This window comes from Pseudoxanthomonas jiangsuensis, from assembly GCF_010093185.1.
Classification (GTDB): Bacteria; Pseudomonadota; Gammaproteobacteria; order Xanthomonadales; family Xanthomonadaceae; genus Pseudoxanthomonas; species Pseudoxanthomonas jiangsuensis.
The window spans coordinates 1-20,618 of sequence record NZ_PDWL01000011.1; the positions used below are offsets into that span (position 1 = coordinate 1).

The window sequence follows — 20,618 nt, forward strand, 5'->3', positions numbered from 1 at the left end:
TCGTCGCCCTCCTCTCTTAGCACTCGTGACCTTGCCCTCCGTCGTTACTGTCGATACCCATCTCTGTCCTCTTTTTTTTTTTTCAAATACCGCGCCCACCAGGAACACCCCCGTTTTTTTTTGGGCGGCGGCGTCAGGTGTGTAAAAGAGACACCCCTTCTTCATTGGCCGGCTCCCCGTTGCCGTTTTGGAAAAAAAGTGAACCGCCCGGTAGGGTATAAAAAGAAACCCAAGTAGTATAGTATGCCCGCAGGACCCGCAGGCCTCCCGCCCCAGCCCCCCGCCAGGAGCCCCAGAAGAGCGCCGGACCCGGCCGCCCGAAGGACCTGGGCAAGCGCGCGTCGATCCTCGATGCGGCCAAGCGTCTGTTCCTGGAACAGGGCTACCAAGGCGTCAGCATGGACCAGATCGCGGCCGCCGCCGGCGTCTCCAAGCTGACCGTCTACAGCCACTTCGGCGACAAGGAGACCCTGTTCGCCGAGGTCATCAGCGCCAAGTGCCAGGAGGTGCTGCCGGACGAGCTGTTCGTGCGCCCGCCCGAAGGCCCGCTGCGCGAGCAGCTGCGCACCATCGGCCATGCCTTCTTCGCGCTGATCACCAGCGACGAAGCGATCAACATGCAGCGGATGATGAACACCCCCGGCACGGCGGAAAGCGGCTTGCGCGAGCTGTTCTGGAACGCCGGCCCGCGCCGCCTGCAGGAGGTGTTCGGCCAGTTCCTGCAGGCCCGTGCCGACGAGGGCAAGCTGCGGATCGAGGACGTGCCGCTGGCCGCCTCGCAGTTCTTCTCCCTGCTCAAGGGCGAACTGCACCCGATGCTGGTCTGCGGCCTGTGCCTGGACCACAGCGAGGCCGAGGTCGCCCGCCACATCGACAACACCGTCGAGTTCTTCCTGCGCGCCTATGCCCGCTGACCGCCCCACGGCACGGTCCATGCCGGCGCCGAGCGGCCGGCACCGGAGGTCGCGGTGACTTCCGGCACTGCGCCGGCCGCGACCGCCACGGCGATCCTGTGCGCCTGCCCGGAGCCGTGGGGGCCGAGCGCCCCGGTAGTAGAATGCCCGGTCCCCCGAGCCCGATGACCGAAGCCATGACGATCGATTACGCCCGCGCCCGCGAACTGATGGTGGAACAGCAGGTCCGCCCCTGGGACGTGCTGGACATGGCCGTGCTGGACGTGATCGGCCGGCTGCCGCGCGAGGCGTTCGTGCCCGAGGCGCAGCGCGCCCTGGCCTATGCCGATCTGGAACTGCCGCTGGGCCACGGCGCACGGATGATGAAGCCGGTGCTCGAGGGGCGCATGCTCCAGGCCCTGCAGCTGCAGCCCGGCGACAGCGTGCTGGAGATCGGTACCGGCAGCGGTTACGCCGCCGCCTGCCTCGCCGCCCTGGCCCGGGAAGTGGTCAGCCTGGAGATCGTGCCGGAGCTGGCCAGCGCCGCGCGCGCCCGGCTGGACGCGACCGGCCTGGGCGTCAACGTCCGGATCGAGACCGCCGACGCCCTGCAGTACGAGCCCGGCCGCCAGTTCGATGCGGTCTGCGTGACCGGTGCGGTGGCGCAGGTGCCGGCGCGGTTCCTGTCCTGGCTGCGTCCGGGCGGCCGCCTGTTCGTGGTCCGCGGCCAGGCCCCGGTGATGGAGGCCGTGCGCCTGGGCGCCGGCGACGGCGTCAACCCCGGCGCCGCCGAATCGTTGTTCGAGACCGGGCTGGACTACCTGCAGGGAGCCGAGCCGGTCCCGCAGTTCCGTTTCTGACCGCCGTGCCCCGCGGCGCGGCATCCCATTCCTGAAAGCCCCACGTCGGCCCGGATCGCGATCCGGGTCCAACCCGAAGATAAGGAAGCCGCTGATGATCCGCCGTACCCTCGCCCTGGCCCTGGCGGCCGCCCTGGTCCCCGCCTCCGCGGGCGCCGCCGACCTGCTGCAGACCTACGAGATGGCGCGCAACGGCGACCCGACGCTGGCCATCGCCGAGTCCAACAGCCTGTACACCAAGGAAGGCCAGGTCCAGGCCCGCGCCGCCCTGCTGCCGCAGCTGTCCGGCGACGCCAGCCTGCGCCGCAGCCGCACCGAGATCGAGGGCATTTCCGGCACCCGCGAGAGCACCGCGCGCAGCTACGGCCTGAGCGCCAGCCAGACCCTGTTCAACTGGGGCCAGTTCTCCTCCCTGCGCGCCCAGCGCTCGCTGAGCGCGGCCGCCGACCAGACCCTGGACGCGGCCAACGACGACCTGATGGTGCGCACCGCCGCCGCCTACTTCGACGTGCTGGTGGCGATCGAGTCGCTGGCCGCCGCCGAGACCGCCGAGGCCGCAGGCAAGCGCCAGTTCGACTACGCCGACAAGCGCCTGGAAGTGGGCCTGGCTCCGATCACCGACGTGCACGAGGCCCGCGCCCAGTACGACGACGCCCGCGCCAGCACCATCCTGGCCCGCAACGCCCTGGACGACGCCTACCGCGCGCTGGCCGAGCTGACCGGCCAGCCGGTGCAGGAACTGCGCGCCTTGCCGGCCGACTTCCGCCCGGAACTGCCGACCGTGCGCACCGACGCCAACGCCTGGGTGGCCGCGGCGATCGACCAGAACCCGTCGCTGCAGGCCACCAAGCTGCAGGCCAACGCCGCCGAGACCAGCGTGGAGACCGCGCGCGCCGGCCACTACCCGACCCTGTCGCTGGGCGGCAGCTGGGGCAAGGACGCGGCCTGGGGCGACACCGTCGCCACCAGCGGCGGCAGCAACGGCGAGACCACCGGCAGCAGCATCGGCCTGACCCTGAGCGTGCCGATCTTCGCCGGCGGCGCGACCCAGTCGCGCGTGCGCCAGGCCATCGCCCAGCGCGACATCGCCCAGGACCAGTACGAGCAGCAGCGCCGCGCCCTGGACCGCAACACCCGCAGCATCTACCAGGCCCTGGTCGCCGGCGTGAGCGAGGTCGAGGCCCGCCGCCTGGCGGTGGTCTCGGCGCAGAGCGCGTACGACGCCTCGCAGGTCGGCCTGGAAGTGGGCACCCGGACCGTGCTGGACGTGGTCCAGAACCAGCGCACCCTGTTCACCGCGCAGGTCGCCTACGCCCAGTCCAAGTACAACTTCCTGCTCAACCGCCTGCTGCTGTCGCAGGCCACCGGCGAGCTGGACGTGGACGCCCTGCGCCAGGTCAACGCCCTGCTGACGGTCGAGGCCGAGGCGCAGCTGGCCAATCCGGCGGGCAGCGCGCAGTAACGGCGGACCGCCAATCGCTGCTCCAAGCTGCCATGGTACAGGGCCGCCTTCGGGCGGCCCTGTCGTTTCCGGCCATCGCTGCGCCCTGTAGGAGCCGGTCTTGCCGGCGACCGCGGAGGCGGACGAATCACTGGCAACCGGTTCCGCGCAGGCGCCCGCGTCATGGCGGTCGCCGGCAAGACCGGCTCCTACAACGGCGTGCCCGCGGAGGGTGCCGGCAGGTCCACGTCGATCAGCTCCAGCGTGCGCCGCAAGGCGCCACGGCCCTGCTCCACCAGCTCGCAGCCGGCGCGCACCATCGCCCGGCGCGCATCGGCATCGGCCAGCAGCGTCTCCAGCGCATCGCCCACCGCGGCCACGTCGGCGCCGACCCGCAACGCCCCGGCCTCGTCCAGCCGCCGCGAGATCTCGGCGAAGTTGTGCAGGTGCGGCCCGGTCACCATCGCGGTGCCGACCGCCGCCGGCTCGAGCAGGTTGTGGCCGCCGATCGGCTGCAGGCTGCCACCGACGAAGGCGACGTCGGCGCAGGCGTAGAACGCCATCAGTTCGCCCAGGGTGTCGACCACGAACACGGCGTCGTCCGGCCGCGGCCAGCCGTCGCGCTGGCGGGTGCCGACCTGCCAGCCGGCATCGGCGGCCAGCGCCTGCACCCGCGCGAACCGCTCCGGATGGCGCGGTGCCCACAGCAGCAAAAGGTCGGGCCAGCGCGCGCGCAGGCGCCGGTGCAGGGCCACCACGTCGGCCTCCTCGCCCTCGTGGGTACTGGCCGCGATCCATACCGGGCGCGGCCCGCCCAGCGCATCGGCGAATCCCGCACGCAGAGCCTCCAGGCCGTCGGGCACGGTCACGTCGTACTTGAGGTTGCCCAGCACCCGCACCTGCGCGGCACCGGCGCCCAGCATCTGGAAGCGGCGCCCATCGGCCGCCGACTGCGCGGCCACGCAGGCCACCGTGCGCAGGGCGCGGCCGATCAGCGGCCGCAGCAGGCGGTAGCCGCGCAGCGAGCGCGCCGACAACCGCGCGTTGAGGATGTACACCGGGATGCCCAGGTCGCGGCAGCCGAACAGCATGTTCGGCCACAGCTCGGTCTCCATGATCAGCGCCAGGCTGGGACGGAAGTGCTGCAGGAAGCGGACGACACTGCCGGGCAGGTCGTAGGGCAGGTAGACGTGCTCGACCCGCTCGCCCCACAACGCCCGCACCCGCTCCGAGCCGGTCGGAGTGATGGTGGTGATGACCCAGCGGATGTCGGGCCGCTGCTTCATCAGCGCGTTGACCAGCGGCGCGGCGGCGTTGACCTCGCCCACCGAGACCGCGTGCAGCCAGATGCACGGCCGCCCGGGCTGGGCACCGTAGGCGGCGTAGCGCTCGTCCCAGCGGCGGAAGTACTCGCGCACGCGGAACCCGCGCGAGACCAGGTGGTAGAGGGTGAACGGTGACAGCAGGTACAGGGCCAGCGAATACAGCGCGCGCACCGCGGTTTCGCCCAGGTCCCTGCGCTTGGCTTGGTTGCGCATCGGCGGAGCATAGCCGAGGCCGCGGCTCGCGGCGGTGGACGAGGCCTTAGAATCGGCGGCATGACCGCGCCCGATGCCGTCCCGCCGCGTCCTCCCTTCAGCCCGCGCCTGTGGCCGGCCTGGCTGGGCCTGGGCGCCGCCCTGCTGGCCGCACGCCTGCCGTGGACGTGGCAGCGCGCGCTCGGCCTGGGCGTGGGCCGGATCGCCCTGCGCCTGGCCGGCACCCGCCGGCGCGCGGCGCAGGTGAACATCGCGCTGTGCTTTCCGCAGGAATCGCCGCAATGGCGCGCACGGTTGCTGCGCGACAGCTTCGACGCGCTGGGGATCGGCCTGTTCGAGTTCGCCCGCGCGTGGTGGGGCGACGACCAGCCGATGCGCCGGCAGATGCAGATCGAGGGCGTCGAACATCTGCAGGCCCTGCAGGCCCAGGGCCGCGGCGTGCTGCTGGTCTCCGGCCACTTCATGACCCTGGAGATGTGCGGCCGGCTGATGTGCAGCCGGGTGCCTCTGTCCGGGATGTACCGCCGCCACCGCAACCCGGTGATGGAGTGGGCGGTCAAGCGCGGCCGCCTGGGCTACGCCGACGCGATGTTCGGCAACGGCGACATCCGCGGCGCGGTCCGCCACCTCAAGCGCGGCGGTTTCCTCTGGTACGCGCCGGACCAGGACATGCGCGGCAAGGACACGGTGTTCGCGCCGTTCTTCGGGATGCCGGCCTCGACGATCACCGCGACCCACCAGCTGGCGCGGCTGACCGGCTGCGCGGTGGTGCCGTTCTTCCACCGCCGCGAGGGCGGCCGCTACGTGCTGCGGGTGGCGCCGCCGCTGGCCGATTTCCCCAGCGAGGACGCGGTCGCCGACACCGCCAGGGTCAACGCCGCGATCGAGGCGATGGTGCGCGAGGCGCCGAGCCAGTACCTGTGGATCCACCGCCGCTTCAAGCGCCAGCCGCAGGGGCGCAGCGACTACTACGACCGAGGGCGAGCGCCTTCCCCGTAACTCCGGCGCGAACCGCCATGTAGGGCCATGCACTTGTGCTGTAGGAGCCGGTCTTGCCGGCGACCGCCATGGCGATGCGTCTGCGTGAAACCGGCTGCCAACGATGCGTCCGCCTCCACGGTCGCCGGCAAGACCGGCTCCTACAAGGAAGCGGCATCAGAGTCTGGATGGAACACCGCGCTAGGCGTCCTGCCCGTCGCGGCCATGCAGCGCGCCGGCATACAGCCCCGCCAGCAGCAAGGCCAACCCGCCCCAGAAGGTCGAGTAGAACGCCAGGTGGGTGTTGAACGGGAACACCGTCGCCGCCAGCGCCAGCAATGCCGGCCTGGCGCGCGCGCGCGCCGCGGCGTCCGCCCGCCGCCATTCGCGCCACACCACCCACGCCGCCGCCAGCCACAGCAGCAGGCCGACGATGCCGGTCTCGCTCAGCAGCTCCAACACCAGCTGGTGCGCGTGGTAGGCCTCGCCTCCGCCCCAGGCCGGTGGTCGCTCCGGCGCGGGATCGCACTCCGGCCAGGCCACCCGGAAACCGCGCACGCCCACCCCGTTGAACGGGTGCGCAGCGGCCATGCAGGCCGCGCCGCTCCAGATCCGCCCGCGCCCGGACAGCGCGCCATCGACCCCGGCGGCATCGCCGCGCAAAGCCAGCGCCGTGCGCCCTACCCTCTGCTGCAGCTGCGGCGAGACCGCCACCAGTGCCGCCAGCGCGACCACCGCCGCCAATGCGAAGGCCAGCAGCCGGCGCGCGCCCAGCACCCTCCAGCCGGACACCAGCGCCACCAGCGCGAATACCAGCCAGGCCGCGCGTGCGCCGCCCAGCAGTACCGCCACGCCCAGCCCGGCCGCGGCCAGGATCCAGCCGGACGCGCCGCCGCGCCGCGCCGCCGCCTCCAGCGCGAACGGCGACAGGCTGGCCAGCACCAGTCCCAGCTTGAGGTTGCAGGGGCCGAACACGCCGCCGAGGCGGTCAGCCGCCAGCATCTCGGCCGCGCTGCAGAAGCCTTCGCCGCCGGCCGCGCGCTTGAGCGCATCCAGGCTCCAGAACAGCGGACTGGTGCCCAGCGCAGCCTGCAGCAGGGCATCCACGGTCCACGCCGCCACGATCACGGCCAACCCACCCATGACCATGCGCCGCCCACGCGGCGCGCTCACCGCGATCGCCACGCCCCACAGGAACGGCAGGTAGCGCAGGTCGGCGGCGACCTCCTTCCAGGCCCGGCCACGGTCAAGCGCGTCCGGCGCCGACAGCAGTTCCGGCAACCAGTAGGCAACGAACAGCGCGCTCGCCAGCCCGGCCGCGCGCCGGTCCAGCGGCATCGTCCGGCCGCGCGCCAGCACGAGCAGGAGCATGGCCGCCACCGCCAATGCGCCCAGGGCCAGTACGCCCTCCGCCGGTCCCGGCAGCGGCCACAGGGCCACGAACGCCAGCACCCAGGCCGGCGTCCAGGCGAAGGCGCGCGCAGGCACGCAGGCGTGCTCAGCCGGCCAGTTCGGCATACAGCTCCAGGGTCGCCCGCTGCATCGCCTGCAATGTATGGGGGACGGTTTCCGGCATCCGCGGCCGCACCCGCAGCAGGTCGGCCGCGGTGGCGGCCAGCGCCTCGGCATCGAATGGCGCGACCGCGCCGCGCGGCTGCAGCCCGGCCAGCAGTTCGCCGACCCCGCCATGGTTCCAGCCCAGCACCGGGCGGCCGACCGCCAGCGCCTCGACCACGGTCCGGCCGAAGGCCTCGGGCTTGCGCGACAGCTGCAGCACCAGGTCGCTGGCGGCATAGGCTTCGGCGATCCGCGCGGTCGGCGCGGTGAACAGCACCGCGTCGGCGATGCCGAGCGCGGCGGCTTGCGCCTCGAGTTCGGTGATGTAGTCGCCACGGGACGCCTCGCGCGCACCCGGTAACCACAGCTTGGCCTGCGGGAATCCATCCGCCCGCAACCGGGCCAGCAGCCGCAGCGCATCGGCATGGCCCTTGAGCCGGGTGCCGCGCCCGGGCAGCAGCAGCAAGGGACCGTCGCCGGCCAGCGAAGGATGCTCGCGCACCAGCGCCGCGCGTGCCTCAGGATCCGGCCACGGCCGGCGCGGGAACTGCGCCGGGTCGATCCCGCGCGGGATCACCCGCAGGCGCCACGGATCGACCCGCGGGTAATGCCGCAGCACGTACTCGCGCACGGTGGCGGAGACGCAGACCACGCGCTCGCCACTGGCCATCACCGCGCTGTAGCGGCCCGGCGAGTTGAGCCCGTGCACGGTGGTGACCCAGTGCGGGCGCGAAGCGGCCGGCAGGCTCGCCAACGCCATCCGTCCCAGCCAGGCCGGCAGCCGCGAGCGGGCGTGGACGATGTCCGCGCCTGCCTCGCGCAGCAGCCGGCGCAGTGCGGACACATGGCGCAGCACCGCCGGCGACTTGCGGCCGATGTCCAGGGCGACGTGCTCGGCACCGGTGGCGGCCAGCGCCGGCAGCAGCCGGCCGCCGGCGGAGACCACGATGGCGCGGTGGCCGGCGGCGACCAGGGCCGCGGCGATCTCGAGGGTGGAACGTTCGACCCCGCCCGATTCCAGGGCCGGCAACAGCTGGACCACGGTCAGGCGGCGGGTCACCGGGAAGCCGGTCGGCGCGCGCCGGGCAGGCTCAGTCAACCAGCTGGTAGACCGCGCCGCAGTAGGGGCACTGGGCCTCCAGGCCCGGCTCGTCCTGGATCGGCAGGTACACCCGCGGATGCGAGTTCCACAGCGCCATCTCCGGGGTCGGGCAGCTCAGCGGCAGGTCGCTGCGGTGCACGGTGTAGCGCTTCTCGGCGTTGGCGGGCGCGGCGGAGGTGGTGGTCATGGCGGGCGTGGGGCTGGCGGAATCAGGCCGCGATTCTAGCAGCGCGGCCGTGTCGTGGCCGGCGCCCTGCCCCGCTGGCCACGACAGGTTCTTCGCTCACCTGAGGGGACGCATGCCGTCTGCCGTCGGCGGAAAGCAGGGGGCGGGAGGCTAGGTCGAGGCGGTGCGGCACGATGCCTGCTGCCGCTCATGTCCCCCGGCATCGGCCGCTGGCCGATGCCTCCTCCTTTACTTCCCGTCAGCAGGCATCGCACCGCACCGCTTCACGGTCATCGGCCACCGAGCGAAAGTCCAAGGCCGACGCATAGATCACGGGCCGGCGCGCGGGGATCGGGGGAGGAGCATCCCCGCGGGTCGGGTCGGGCGGGCCGGGCGGCCCGGCTTACTTGGCCTTGGGCACCGAGCCCTCGGTGGTGATGCGCAGGGTGACCTCGTCGCCCACGTTCGGCACGTAGGCGCCGACCCCGAACTCCGTGCGGCTGATGGTGGCGGTGGCGTCGAAGCCGATCGCCGCGGTCTTCAGCATCGGGTGGTCGGCGGCCTTGTTCAGGGTCACGTCCAGCACCACCGGCTTGGTGACGTCCTTGATGGTCAGGTCGCCGGTGACGCGCAGCTTGCCCTCGCCGGCGGCCTCGACCTTGGTGCTCTTGAAGGTCGCGACCGGGTACTTGGCGGCGTCGAAGAAATCGGCCGCGCGCAGGTGCTCGTTGAACTTGGCGCTGAACGCTTCCAGGCCCGACAGCGGCAGGGTCACCTGCACGCTGGAGGCGCCGACGTTGGCGGCGTCGTAGACCAGGGTGCCGTCGACGTCGCCGAAGTTGGCGAACGGATGGGAGAAGCCGAAGTGGCTCCACTGCGCCAGCACGTTGGTGTGGGTCGGGTCGAGCTTGTAGGTGACCGGGGCGGCGAAGGCGGTGCCGGCAAAGGCGAGCAGGACGGCGGCGAGCAGGGTCTTGCGCATGGTGGGACTCCTCTTGGGGATGCCGGGGTGGCGGCGTGGGTGCGGGCGAAGCGTGCGGGATGGCCGTGGCGGCCGGGCGTCACTCGACCCGGGCGGCCTCGTCGAACGGCAGCCGCGGCGAGCGCGGGTACAGGCTGGCCGGGTCGCCGTGGCCGAGGTTGATCAGGATGTCGGACTTGATGGAGGTGCCGGCGAAGAATGCCGCATCCACCTTGGCCGCGTCGAAGCCGGTCATCGGGCCGGCGTCCAGGCCCAGCGCGCGCGCGGCCAGGATCAGGTAGGCCGCCTGCAGCGAGGAATTGCGCAGCGAGGGCTGGCCGCGGCCCTCGCGAGGGCCGTCGAACCAGGCCTTGGCGTCGACGTGCGGGAACAGGTACGGGAGCTTTTCGTGGAAGTCCTCGTCGCGGCCCACGATCACCGTCACCGGCGCGGCCATGGTCTTGGCGTAGTTGCCCTCGGCCAGCGCCGGGCCGAGCTTGGCCTTGGCTTCGGCCGACTTCACGAACACGAAGCGCGCCGGCGTGGTGTTGGCCTGGGTCGGCCCCCACTTGAGCAGGTCGTAGAGCTGGCGCAGGGTGTCCTCGCTCACCTCGCCACCGAAGGCGTTGTAGGTGCGGGCGGTGCGGAACAGCTGGTCGAGCGCGACGTCGTTCAACGGATGCGGCATGGTCGAGGGATCCCCGGGTTGGCGTGGTCGCGGGCCGTGCGTGGATCGGAGGAACTGGATCCTTCGTCGCCGGCCTCGCGGGCAGGGCGCCAGTGTAGAGTGTTGCAGTTATGGTTTTGCAAACCCATTCCGGAACGAATTGATGTCGTTTCCGCAACAAAATGCCGGCCTCTCGGCTTGGCTGCTCACCGACGGCCATGCCGGCAACCTGCGCCAGGCCGAAGCCCTGGCGCGGGCACTGGGGATTATCGATGCGCGGATCCCGGAGCTGACGCCGGCCGCGCCCTGGCGCTGGCTGGCGCCACGGCGCCTGCCCGGCGCGTCGCAGGCCTTCGGCCCCGGCTTCGCCCGCCTGCTGCAGCGATCGCCCCCGCCCCCGCCCGCGCTGGCGATCGGCTGCGGCCGCCAAGGTGCGCGGGCCACCCGCCTGCTGCGCGCCCGCGGCGCGCGCGCAGTGCAGATCCTCGACCCGAGGATCGACCCGCGACACTGGGACCTGATCGTCGCGCCCACGCATGACGGCCTGCGCGGGAGCAACGTCGTCCCCGTGCTGGGCAGCCTCAATCCGGTCGACGACGCCTGGCTGGCCGATGCCGCGGCCCGCTTCCCGACCGTGCTGGCCCTGCCCCGCCCGCGCGTGGCGCTGCTGGTCGGCGGCCCCACCCGGCATGCGCCCTGGAGCGCGGCACGGATGGGCGAAGCGGCCGCGGCGCTGCGACAGCAGGTCCTGGCCGAAGGCGGCAGCCTGCTGGCGACGGTGTCGCGGCGGACCCCGGCGGAGGTCCGCGAGGGCCTGCGCGACCAGTTGCGCGGCCTGCCCGGCCTGTTCTGGGCCGGCGACGGCGCCAACCCCTACCCGGCCCTGCTGGCCGCGGCCGACCGGCTGGTCTGCACCCCCGACTCGGTGAACATGGTCTCCGAGGCCTGCGCCACCCCCGCGCCGGTCTTCGTCCTGGACCCGGACCGCGCCGGCGGCCGCATCGCCCGCTTCCTGCAGGCCCTGGTCGAGCGCGATCGCATCCGCGCCTTCGATGGCGGACTGGATGCCTTCCCGGTCACTCCGCTCCGAGAAACCGCCCGGGTCGCGGCCGAAGTCCGCGCGCGCCTGGACCTGCCTTTGTAGGAGCCGGTCTTGCCGGCGACCGCCATGGCGGAAACGTCTGCGTGAAACCGGGTGCCAGCGATCCGTCCGTCTCCACGGTCGCCGGCAAGACCGGCTCCTACAGGACAGCGGGCCGCGGGTCAGGCCGGCGGCGGCTCGAAATCCAACCTGTGGCCCAGCACCGCGGCGGTCACCGCCGCGCGCGCGCGCTCCACCGCCTCGTCCGGCGGCGCCAGCCGCGGACGCCGGTCCAGGGTGCAGGCCAGGCCGACCTCCAGCAGGGTCGCGTGCGCCTGCTGCAACGCCTGCCCGGTGGCCGCGTCCAGCCAGCCGCAGGCCGCCAGCGCGGCGACCAGCCCCGGGGTGTCGCGCGGCTGCAGCAGGGCCGGCTCGACGGCGGCCGTCGCCAGCACCCCGTACTGCAGCAGGAACTCCAGGTCGACCAGGCCGCCGGCGCCTTGCTTGAGGTCGAAGCGCGCCGCGTCGCTGCGGTCCAGCTCGGCGCGCATGCGCCGGCGCATCTGCGCCACGTCCGCGGCCAGCGCCTGGACGTCGCGCCCGCGCCACAGGGTCTCGGCCCGGACCCGCTCGAAATCGCCGCACAGCGCCGCGTCGCCGGCGACCGCGCGGGCCCGCACCAGGGCCTGGTGTTCCCAGGTCCAGGCGCGCTCGCGCTGGTAGTCGGCGTAGCCGGCCAGCGAGGACACCAGCAGGCTCTTGCCGCCGTCCGGGCGCAGGCGCATGTCGGTTTCGTACAGGCGCCCGGCGCTGGTCACCGCGCCGAGCAGGGCGACCACCTTCTGCGCCAGGCGCGCATGCCAGCGCCCGGCCTCCAGCGGCCGCGGCCCGTCCGAGACCGCCGCGGCGTCGCCATCGAACAGGAACACCAGGTCCAGGTCCGAGCCGAACCCCAGCTCGCGCCCGCCCAGGCTGCCGTAGCCGACCACCGCGAAGCGGCCGTCCGGCAGCGGTCCGTGCGCGGCGGTGATCTCCGCCTGCGCCATCGCCAGCACCTGCTCCACCACCGCGTCGGCCAGCGCCGCCAGCTGGCGCGCGCTGTCCTCCGCCGGCTGGCGGCGGTCCAGGGTGGCCAGGGCGATGCGGAAGCTCAGCGCCAGCCGCACCTCGTTGAGCGCGCGCAGAGCGCCTTCCGGATCGTCGCCTTGGGCCCGCACCGCGGCCGCGCAGGCCGCGCGCATCGCCGCTGCGTCCGGCATCGGCCCGGCCACGCGGGTGTCGAGCAGTTCGTCCAGCAGCAGCGGATAGGCGGCGATCCGCTCAGCCAGCAGGGCGCTGCGGGCGAGCACGTCCACCAGCCGGGCCAGGGCGCTGGGCTGCTCGTCGAGCAGGGCCAGGTAGCTGGCCCGGCGCAGGACCGCCTGCAACAGGCCGAGCAGGCGCCGCAGCGCGGCATCCGGCTGGGCCGAGCGCGCCGCCGCGCCGAGCAGCGCCGGCACCACCCGGTCCAGGCGCGCGCGCGCGGCATCCGACAGCGCGCGCACGCCGTTGCCGCGGGCGAAGTCGCGCAGCGATGCATCGGCGCCCTCGGCATCGCCGAAGCCTGCCTCGGCCAGGACCGTCGCTTCGCCTCCCTGCGGCAGGGCACGCCAGTAGCCGCTGAGCGCGTCCGGGGCGGCCTGGCCGCGGCGCGGCACCAGCAGTGCGTCGAACTCGGCCGAGACCTCGGCCCGCCGCGCCGCCAGTTCGCGCTCCAGTTCCGGCCAGCCGGAACAGTCCAGGGCCAGCGCCAGGCGCTCGCGCTCCTCCGGATCGCCGGGCACGGCGTGGGTCTGGGCGTCGCCCAGCATCTGCACCCGGTTCTCCAGCCGGCGCAGGAACCGGTAGGCGTCGGCCAGCGCCCTGCCGTCCTCCGCCGCGACCTGGCCGGCCTGCACCAGCGCGGCCAGTGCCGGCAAAAGGCTGCGCCCGCGCAGGGCCGGCTCGCGGCCGCCGCGGATCAGCTGCAGCGACTGCACCAGGAACTCGATCTCGCGGATCCCGCCCGGACCGCGCTTGAGGTCGTCGATCATGTCGCGGCGCTGCATCTCGGCCACGATCGCCGCCTTCATCGCGCGCAGCCCGTCCAGCGCGGTGTAGTCGAGGTAGCGGCGGTAGACGAACGGCCGCAGCGTCTCCAGCCAGGCTTCGCCGGCCTCGACGTCGCCGGCCACCGCGCGCGCCTTGAGCCAGGCGTAGCGCTCCCAGTCGCGGCCTTCGCGCTGGAAGTACTGGTCCATCGCCGCGAACGACCACGCTACCCGCCCGGCATTGCCGAACGGGCGCAGGCGCAGGTCGACGCGGTGGCAGAAGCCGTCGCCGGTGACCTCATCCAGCAGCCGCGCCAGGCGCTGGCCGAGGCGGGCGAAGTAGTCCTCGGCGGCCAGCGCGCGGCGGCCGTCGGACTCGCCGTCGTGCGGATAGGCGTAGACCAGGTCGATGTCGGAGGAGAAATTCAGTTCGCCGCCGCCAAGCTTGCCCAGGCCGAACACCACCAGCCTTTGCGCGGCGCCGTCGGCACCACGGACCACGCCGTGGCGCTCGGCGAATTCGCGCTCGACCGCGTCCAGGGCGATGCGCAGGCAGTCCTCGGCCAGCCGGGTGCTGCCGTCCAGGGTCGCCTCGACCGCATCCAGCCCGAGTACGTCGCGCCAGACCAGGCGGGTGGAGCCGGCACTGCGGTACAGGCGCAGCTGGGTCGGCCAGGCCAGGGGCTGCGAAGGATCGAGCACCGGTTCGGCGACGGGCGGCGGATCGGCGACGGCCAGATGTTCGAGCAGGGCCGGCTGCCGGCGCAGGGTGTCGATGGCGAAGTCGCTGGCCAGCGCCACCCGCGCCACCTTCGCGGCCAGCGGCGGATCCTCGAGCAGCTGCGCATGGCGCGGCGATGCGCTGCGCAGCGAAGACAGCGCGCGTGCGGCGATGCGTTCGCGCAACGCGTCGCCGGCGACGTGGTCATGGGGGTGGAGCGGGTCGGGCGTGTCCATCGCAGGATTGTGGCACGCGCTTCGCGGGGCGCTGGCGCGTTGCGCCGTCCGCGGCCGGCTGCGGATCGACGGCGATGCTTCGCGCCGTCGCCCCGCCGGGTAAAGACTCGCAGGCACAAAAAAGCCCGCTTGCAGCGAACTGCCAGCGGGCCTGCTCCCTCCCCCACGTCGGGATGCGGGGCCATCGTGAAGAGCCTTCCGGGGCTTTGCACGCTGCACTGCAAAACAGCACCGGAAGGTTCAATTTCTGCGGCTTTTCCGGCAAAAACTGAATACGCGGATTCGCGGATTGACACCGGTGACAGGTGACGCAGGAAGAGGGGCCCGACCGGTGAACCAGCAAACCGGCTGCGTTCAGGCCGCCACGACCTCGCGCTTGTGCGCACGGCGCGTGCGCACCGCCGCCGCCAGCCGCTCCAGCACCTCCACCGAGCGCTCCCAGCCGAGGCAGCCGTCGGTGATGCTCTGGCCGTAGGTCAGGGCGCAGCCGTCGACCAGGTCCTGGCGTCCGCCGACCAGGTGGCTCTCCACCATCACCCCGATGATGCGCTCGTCGCCGCCTTCCACCTGGCGGGCGATGTCGTCGACCACCGCCGGCTGGTTGTCAGGGTTCTTGCCGCTGTTGGCGTGGCTGGCGTCGATCATGATCCGCGCCGGCAGGCCGGACTTGGCCAGCACATCGGCCGCGGCCTGCACGCTGGCGGCGTCGTAGTTGGGCGCCTTGCCGCCGCGCAGGATGACGTGGCTGTCCGGGTTGCCGCGGGTGGCCACGATCGCGGTGCCGCCGCCCTTGGTGACCGACAGGAAATGGTGCGGATGCGAAGCCGCGCCGACCGCGTCGGCGGCGATCTTCACGTCGCCGGTGGTGCCGTTCTTGAAGCCCACCGGGCAGGACAGGCCGGAAGCCAGCTCGCGGTGCACCTGGCTCTCGGTGGTGCGCGCGCCGATCGCGCCCCAGGCCACCAGGTCGGCGATGTACTGCGGCGAGATCACGTCGAGGAACTCCACCCCGGCCGGCAGGCCCAGGCGGTTGATCTCCTCCAGCAGGCCGCGGGCCACGTGCAGGCCCTTGTTGATGTTGAAGCTGCCGTCCAGGTCCGGGTCGTTGATCAGGCCCTTCCAGCCCACGGTGGTGCGCGGTTTCTCGAAGTAGACGCGCATCACGATCTCCAGGGCGTCGCCGAGGCTGTCGCGCAAAGGGCGCAGGCGACGCGCGTACTCGATCGCCGCGCCCGGGTCGTGGATCGAGCACGGGCCGATCACCACCGCCAGGCGGTCGTCCTGGCCGTGCAGGATCCGGTGCAAAGCGCGCCGCGAGTCGGCCACGGTCTCGGAAGCCTGCTCGGTGCAGGGAAGCTCGGCGATCAGCTGCGCCGGAGGGACCAGCGCGTCGATGCGGCGGATGCGGAGGTCGTCGGTATGGGGGGCCATGGGATGGTGCTCCTTTGAGCGTTGTGCGTGTCCCCGCCCGGAATCCGGCGACAAAAAAGCCGCCAGGTTCGCTGGCGGCTTTCGGGGGTGTCTCGTTGCTCTCGAACTGCTAGAGCGCGCCTACCCCTTCCTCCGCCTGTGGCTTCGGAAAGTAGTACCAAAAGTAGAAAGCGGCGCGCTGCGTGTTCACGGCGCCATTGATACCAGCCGATTCCGGGGCGCGCAACCGTTTCAGCGGCAACGTGGAACGGAGGCCCAAAAGGAAACCCCGCCATGCGGCGGGGTCTCCTGTGTTGCGGTGTCGCGTTGGCGCCGGATCAGAAATCCATGCCGCCCATGCCGCCCATGCCACCGCCCGGCGGCATCGCCGGCTCGTCCTTCTTCGGGGCCTCGGCCACCATCGCTTCGGTGGTGATCATCAGGCCGGCGATCGAGGAAGCGTTCTGCAGCGCGGTGCGGGTCACCTTGGTCGGGTCCAGGATGCCGAACTCGACCATGTCGCCGTACTGGCCGTTGGCCGCGTTGTAGCCGAAGTTGCCCGAACCGGCCTTGACCTGGTTCACCACCACCGACGGCTCTTCGCCGGCGTTGGCGACGATCTCGCGCAGCGGGGCTTCCATGGCGCGCAGGGCGATCTGGATGCCGTGGTTCTGGTCCTCGTTGGCGCCCTTCAGGCCCTCGATGGCGGCCTTGGCACGGATCAGGGCGACGCCGCCGCCCGGGACCACGCCCTCTTCCACCGCCGCACGGGTCGCGTGCAGGGCGTCTTCGACGCGGGCCTTCTTCTCCTTCATCTCGATCTCGGTCGAAGCGCCGACCTTGATCACCGCCACGCCGCCGGCCAGCTTGGCCACGCGCTCCTGCAGCTTCTCGCGATCGTAGTCCGAGGAGGTCTCCTCGATCTGGGCCTTGATCTGCTTGATCCGCGACTCGATGGCCGAGGTGTCGCCGGCGCCGTCGATGATGGTGGTGTTCTCCTTGGAGACCTGCACCTTCTTGGCACGGCCCAGGTCCTTGATCGTGGCCTTCTCCAGCTGCAGGCCCACTTCCTCGGAGATCACGGTGCCGCCGGTCAGCACGGCCATGTCCTCCAGCATCGCCTTGCGGCGGTCGCCGAAGCCCGGGGCCTTCACGGCGACAACCTTGACGATGCCGCGGATGGTGTTGACCACCAGGGTCGCCAGGGCCTCGCCCTCGACTTCCTCGGCGACGATCAGCAAAGGCTTGCCGGCCTTGGCCACGCCCTCGAGGACGGGCAGCAGGTCGCGCACGTTGGAGATCTTCTTGTCGTGCAGCAGGATGAACGGATCATCCAGGTCGGCGCTCTGCGACTGCTGGTTGTTGATGAAGTACGGCGACAGGTAGCCGCGGTCGAACTGCATGCCCTCAACCACATCCAGCTCGTTGTCCAGGCCCGAGCCTTCCTCAACGGTGATCACGCCTTCCTTGCCGACCTTCTTCATCGCCTCGGCGATGATGTTGCCGATCGACTCGTCGGAGTTGGCCGAGATGGTGCCGACCTGGGCGATCGCCTTGTCGTCGGCGGTCGGCTTGGACAGCTTCTTCAGCTCCTCGACGGCGGCCTTCACGGCCTGGTCGATGCCGCGCTTGAGGTCCATCGGGTTCATGCCCGCGGCCACGGCCTTGGAGCCTTCGCGGATGAAGGCCTGGGCCAGCACGGTGGCGGTGGTGGTGCCGTCGCCGGCGTTGTCGGAGGTCTTGGAAGCGACTTCCTTGACCATCTGCGCGCCCATGTTCTCGAACTTGTCGGCCAGTTCGATCTCCTTGGCGACGGACACGCCGTCCTTGGTGATCGTCGGGGCGCCGAAGCTCTTCTCGAGCACGACGTTGCGGCCCTTCGGGCCCAGGGTCGCCTTGACGGCGTTGGCGAGCACGTTCACGCCGCGCACCATGCGCGAGCGGGCGTCTTCACCGAAACGGATTTCCTTGGCAGCCATTGCTGAAATACCTCAGTAGTTGGATTCGTTGGGGATGCGGCGAAGCGGCGGGCTCAGCCCAGCACGGCGAAGATGTCGTCTTCCTTCACCACCAGATACTCGGTGCCGTCGAGCTTGACCTCGGTGCCGCTGTACTTGCCGAACAGCACCTGGTCGCCGACCTTGACCTTCGGCGCGCGCACGCTGCCGTTGTCCAGGACCTTACCCTCGCCCACGGCGACGACCTGGCCCTTGATCGGCTTCTCGGTGGCCGAATCCGGAATCACGATGCCACCGGCGGAGACCTTCTCTTCCTCGGTGCGCTTGATGACGACGCGGTCGTACAGCGGCTTGATGTTGCTCATTTCAATCCCTCTTAAGTGATTGATTGGGTTGGAAAACGGGCGGCGATTCTAGCACTCGCCAATGGCGACTGCCAGCGCCCCGGGCAGGAACCACCCCGGACCGGCCGGGGGGGGATGGCACTCAGGTTGGGGCGGCTGGACGGCTTTCAAGGGGCCCGAATGCGAAACGGCCGCCCGGGGGCGGCCGTTTCGGACCACTGGCCGAGGCGGCCGCCAGGTCAGAGATAGCGGCTCCAGCGCACCGTCGCCGTCGGGACGCCCACCACCACCGGCGCAGGAGGCTCGCAGACCGGCAGGGGCGCGAAGCCACCGCTCCCGGTGGGAACGCTGACCTCGATGCCGCCCGCATTGATATTGGTATCGCTGAACTGGTTGCTGCCCACGGTAACGCTGCCCTGCACGGTGACCTTGGAGCCGCCCGAGCTGATGCTCCCGCCCAGCAGGACGTTGCCCTTGATGCTCCAACCGTGGGCCTGCATGCCGCCTTCGGTGAGGACAGCCGAGTTTCCGATGGGCATTCCGGTGTGTGTGTTGCCGTCCCCGTCCTCCCAGGTCGCGAAGGCGGTGGGGCTGTCGCACAGGTTGGCCGGGTAGTAGTCGGCGCCACACACGGTGGCCACCGGGCCCATGTTGGGAGCGACAAGACTCTTGCTTCCGCCGCCCTCGCCGAGCTCGACATTGCCGCCCTTGTTGACGATGGTGTTGTAAAGCACCGCCGGGTTCTGCCTCACGACCACCGGGCCATTGAACCAGACCACTCCGGGCGGGAATTTCACCGGCGTGAGCTCCCAATAGCTGCCCTTCCACACTTTGGTACAGCCCTTGTCGCCACCCCAGTCGCAACTCATCAAGGCAGCCAGAACGGCCGCCTGCGCCGTGCTGAGCGAGGTGAGCGGGTAGACGCCATCGATGGAAACCCCTGCCTTGCTCTTGACGTTCTGGATGGTCAGCTGGGGTTGGCCGCCAATCATCTCGTAGATGTAGTTGGCATCGGGCTTGAAAGCCTCGGCATCGATCGGCTTGGGGCGCACGTCGCAGTAAGGCAGGCCAGGCAGGCCCGGCGAGGTCGTGACCTGCTGGGTCGTCACGTTGACGCCACTCGGACTCGGACCCGAATAGACGGTCTTGGAAACGCCGTAGTACAGCCGGCCGGCCAGCCGGCCGGTCGCCTTGGGGAAGCCCGAACCATTGGCCTGCCCCGAACGCGCCCAATAGTCACCACCGCCTTCCAACTGGCCGATGGTCACGCCCTGGTACTGGAAGTTGAGATGGCCATTGGCACGCACGTTGTCATAGGTGCGGCTGTCATTGAGCAGCGACACAGCATGCGCCCAGACCTCCTTGGCGTTGACCGTGGCTCCGGAGTTCTGGGTGAATCCTCCCCCATGGATGCCGGTAGCACGGAACGTCAGGGTGGCGCTGGCCAGCGACGGGTACGCCTCGCCGTCCAGGAACTCCAGCGCAGCGCCCAGCCCGGACACGGCCCCACTGGATGCGATCGTCACGCCCGATGCCCCCAGGTCGAGCAGATAGGTGGCCGCGTTGGCAGCGCCCTTGTTGATCTGGAGCTGCACCGGATAGCCATTGTCCGCCGGCACGAGCTGGCCGGTGGTACGCGGCAGCGCCGTGATCGAAGCATCAGGAACCAGGGTGCCTGCGACGATCGCTTCGCCGATCTTGTTGCCGCCGCTATAGATGTCGGCCTGGAACCCACCGGCCTTGATGCTGGCGAACGGACCGCCGCTGCCTCCGTTGAGGGTGACGGCCTTGCCCCACAGGCGCGTATTGGCCGGGAACGCGATGCTGCCGAAGGTGATGTCGCTTTCGGAGTAGATGTGGCCGCCGTTGGTGATGCCGCCGCCGGTGATGTTCACCGTGCCCTTCACGCAGCCGGACACCTTGGACTGCCCACCGGTCACCGACAGGTTGCCCGCCACCAGGATGTGTTCGTAGTCGCCGGCGTAATCGACCACGCCCGTGCCGCCACCGGTCAGGTTCACGTTGCCGTTGAAGACCATCGGCGCCGCGGGCTGGGAGGCACACGTGCCCGGGGTCCCGGACGAAGTCGAGGTGGACCCCACTTCGTAGACGACCTCGAGCACGGAAGTGGCCAGCGGCTCGATGACGCTGCCGGCGGCCTGGCCGGTGACCCTGACGGTCACTTCGTACGCATGCCAGGTGGCGGTGCGGCGGACATTGGTGATGGCCGCACCGAATCCCAGCTGGGAATCGAGGTCGAGGACCTGATCGCTGGACAGGGGAGAGGTGCCCGGCTCCCAGTCGGCGGAGGCGTCCCAGGAGGGCAGCTCGTCGAAGACGCCACCACAGGCGCCCTCGCCGCTGGCCGGGATGCAGCCTCCGCTCGGCGGTGCGCCGTAGGACAGGCTGTAGAGCACCTTTTTGCCATCATCGGTCTGGACCATGCCTTCCAGCACGTCGCGCACGAATTCCACGCCGCGCCAGGCCGAGGCCTGAGCGGTGGTCACCGAATGCGTCGCCAGTTGGCGCTGCTGGTTGCTGCGCAGGCTGTAGGCGACCGCCAGCGCGGTGACGACCACGGCCAGGCCCACCAGCAGCAGGATCAGCAGGGTGGCCACGCCGCGCTGGCGCGCCCG

At 71.3% G+C, this 20,618-nt stretch carries 15 protein-coding genes and 1 pseudogene; 5 read left to right on the plus strand and 11 right to left on the minus strand.

Translation table 11 applies throughout. The annotated features are described in order from the left end of the window. Positions 1–278: 278 nt before the first annotated feature. The 3 genes and pseudogenes from CSC62_RS08365 to CSC62_RS08375 form a co-directional block, all read left to right on the plus strand. Positions 279–914, plus strand: a pseudogene (locus CSC62_RS08365) (TetR/AcrR family transcriptional regulator); the annotation flags it as partial. A 176-nt stretch (positions 915–1,090) separates the two neighbouring features. Then, the gene (locus CSC62_RS08370; protein WP_162405729.1) at positions 1,091–1,753 is read left to right on the plus strand and encodes a protein-L-isoaspartate O-methyltransferase family protein; all 663 of its coding nucleotides are present in this window, start codon (positions 1,091–1,093) and stop codon (positions 1,751–1,753) included. Positions 1,754–1,847: 94 nt separating this feature from the next. Then, positions 1,848–3,215 carry a TolC family outer membrane protein gene (locus CSC62_RS08375; RefSeq protein WP_162405730.1) on the plus strand — a complete coding sequence of 456 codons (1,368 nt, stop codon included), beginning with the start codon at positions 1,848–1,850 and terminating at the stop codon, positions 3,213–3,215. A gap of 188 nt (positions 3,216–3,403) precedes the next feature. Here the strand turns inward: CSC62_RS08375 and waaA are convergent, their stop codons facing one another. Next, positions 3,404–4,732 (minus strand): lipid IV(A) 3-deoxy-D-manno-octulosonic acid transferase, encoded by a 1,329-nt coding sequence (gene waaA, locus CSC62_RS08380; RefSeq protein ID WP_162405731.1) that lies wholly within the window; start codon positions 4,730–4,732, stop codon positions 3,404–3,406. A gap of 60 nt (positions 4,733–4,792) precedes the next feature. Between waaA and CSC62_RS08385 the strand changes: the two genes are divergently transcribed. Next, complete coding sequence (locus CSC62_RS08385; RefSeq protein ID WP_162405732.1) at positions 4,793–5,731, plus strand: LpxL/LpxP family Kdo(2)-lipid IV(A) lauroyl/palmitoleoyl acyltransferase; 939 nt, start codon at positions 4,793–4,795, stop codon at positions 5,729–5,731. A gap of 180 nt (positions 5,732–5,911) precedes the next feature. Here CSC62_RS08385 and CSC62_RS08390 read toward each other — a convergent pair whose 3' ends face one another. From CSC62_RS08390 to CSC62_RS08410, 5 genes are all read right to left on the minus strand, one after another. Then, complete coding sequence (locus tag CSC62_RS08390) at positions 5,912–7,228, minus strand: O-antigen ligase family protein (RefSeq protein WP_162405733.1); 1,317 nt, start codon at positions 7,226–7,228, stop codon at positions 5,912–5,914. Continuing rightward, positions 7,209–8,327, minus strand: a complete 1,119-nt coding sequence (locus CSC62_RS08395) for a glycosyltransferase (protein WP_162405734.1) — start codon at positions 8,325–8,327, stop codon at positions 7,209–7,211. Before CSC62_RS08395 ends, CSC62_RS08390 begins: the two co-directional genes overlap by 20 nt. A 31-nt stretch (positions 8,328–8,358) precedes the next feature. After that, positions 8,359–8,556, minus strand: coding sequence for a zinc-finger domain-containing protein (locus CSC62_RS08400; protein WP_162405735.1), 198 nt, complete (start codon positions 8,554–8,556; stop codon positions 8,359–8,361). 382 nt (positions 8,557–8,938) lie between these two features. Then, positions 8,939–9,517, minus strand: coding sequence for a YceI family protein (locus CSC62_RS08405; protein ID WP_162405736.1), 579 nt, complete (start codon positions 9,515–9,517; stop codon positions 8,939–8,941). Between the two features lie 79 nt (positions 9,518–9,596). Continuing rightward, positions 9,597–10,184, minus strand: coding sequence for a malonic semialdehyde reductase (locus CSC62_RS08410; protein ID WP_162405737.1), 588 nt, complete (start codon positions 10,182–10,184; stop codon positions 9,597–9,599). A 142-nt stretch (positions 10,185–10,326) separates the two neighbouring features. On the opposite strand from CSC62_RS08410, the gene CSC62_RS08415 reads away from it, so the two are divergent. After that, positions 10,327–11,307, plus strand: coding sequence for a mitochondrial fission ELM1 family protein (locus CSC62_RS08415; RefSeq protein ID WP_162405738.1), 981 nt, complete (start codon positions 10,327–10,329; stop codon positions 11,305–11,307). 119 nt (positions 11,308–11,426) lie between these two features. Here the strand turns inward: CSC62_RS08415 and glnE are convergent, their stop codons facing one another. The 5 genes from glnE to CSC62_RS08440 form a co-directional block, all read right to left on the minus strand. Beyond that, positions 11,427–14,270, minus strand: coding sequence for a bifunctional [glutamate--ammonia ligase]-adenylyl-L-tyrosine phosphorylase/[glutamate--ammonia-ligase] adenylyltransferase (glnE, locus tag CSC62_RS08420; protein ID WP_162405739.1), 2,844 nt, complete (start codon positions 14,268–14,270; stop codon positions 11,427–11,429). Positions 14,271–14,624: 354 nt separating this feature from the next. Next, the gene (locus CSC62_RS08425) at positions 14,625–15,701 is read right to left on the minus strand and encodes a 3-deoxy-7-phosphoheptulonate synthase (RefSeq protein ID WP_162405740.1); all 1,077 of its coding nucleotides are present in this window, start codon (positions 15,699–15,701) and stop codon (positions 14,625–14,627) included. A 317-nt stretch (positions 15,702–16,018) separates the two neighbouring features. Next, positions 16,019–17,659, minus strand: coding sequence for a chaperonin GroEL (groL, locus tag CSC62_RS08430; RefSeq protein ID WP_162405741.1), 1,641 nt, complete (start codon positions 17,657–17,659; stop codon positions 16,019–16,021). Between the two features lie 53 nt (positions 17,660–17,712). Beyond that, positions 17,713–18,003 carry a co-chaperone GroES gene (gene groES / locus CSC62_RS08435; RefSeq protein ID WP_162405742.1) on the minus strand — a complete coding sequence of 97 codons (291 nt, stop codon included), beginning with the start codon at positions 18,001–18,003 and terminating at the stop codon, positions 17,713–17,715. Positions 18,004–18,221: 218 nt separating this feature from the next. Next, positions 18,222–20,600 carry a hypothetical protein gene (locus CSC62_RS08440; RefSeq protein ID WP_162405743.1) on the minus strand — a complete coding sequence of 793 codons (2,379 nt, stop codon included), beginning with the start codon at positions 20,598–20,600 and terminating at the stop codon, positions 18,222–18,224. Between the last annotated feature and the right edge of the window lie 18 nt (positions 20,601–20,618).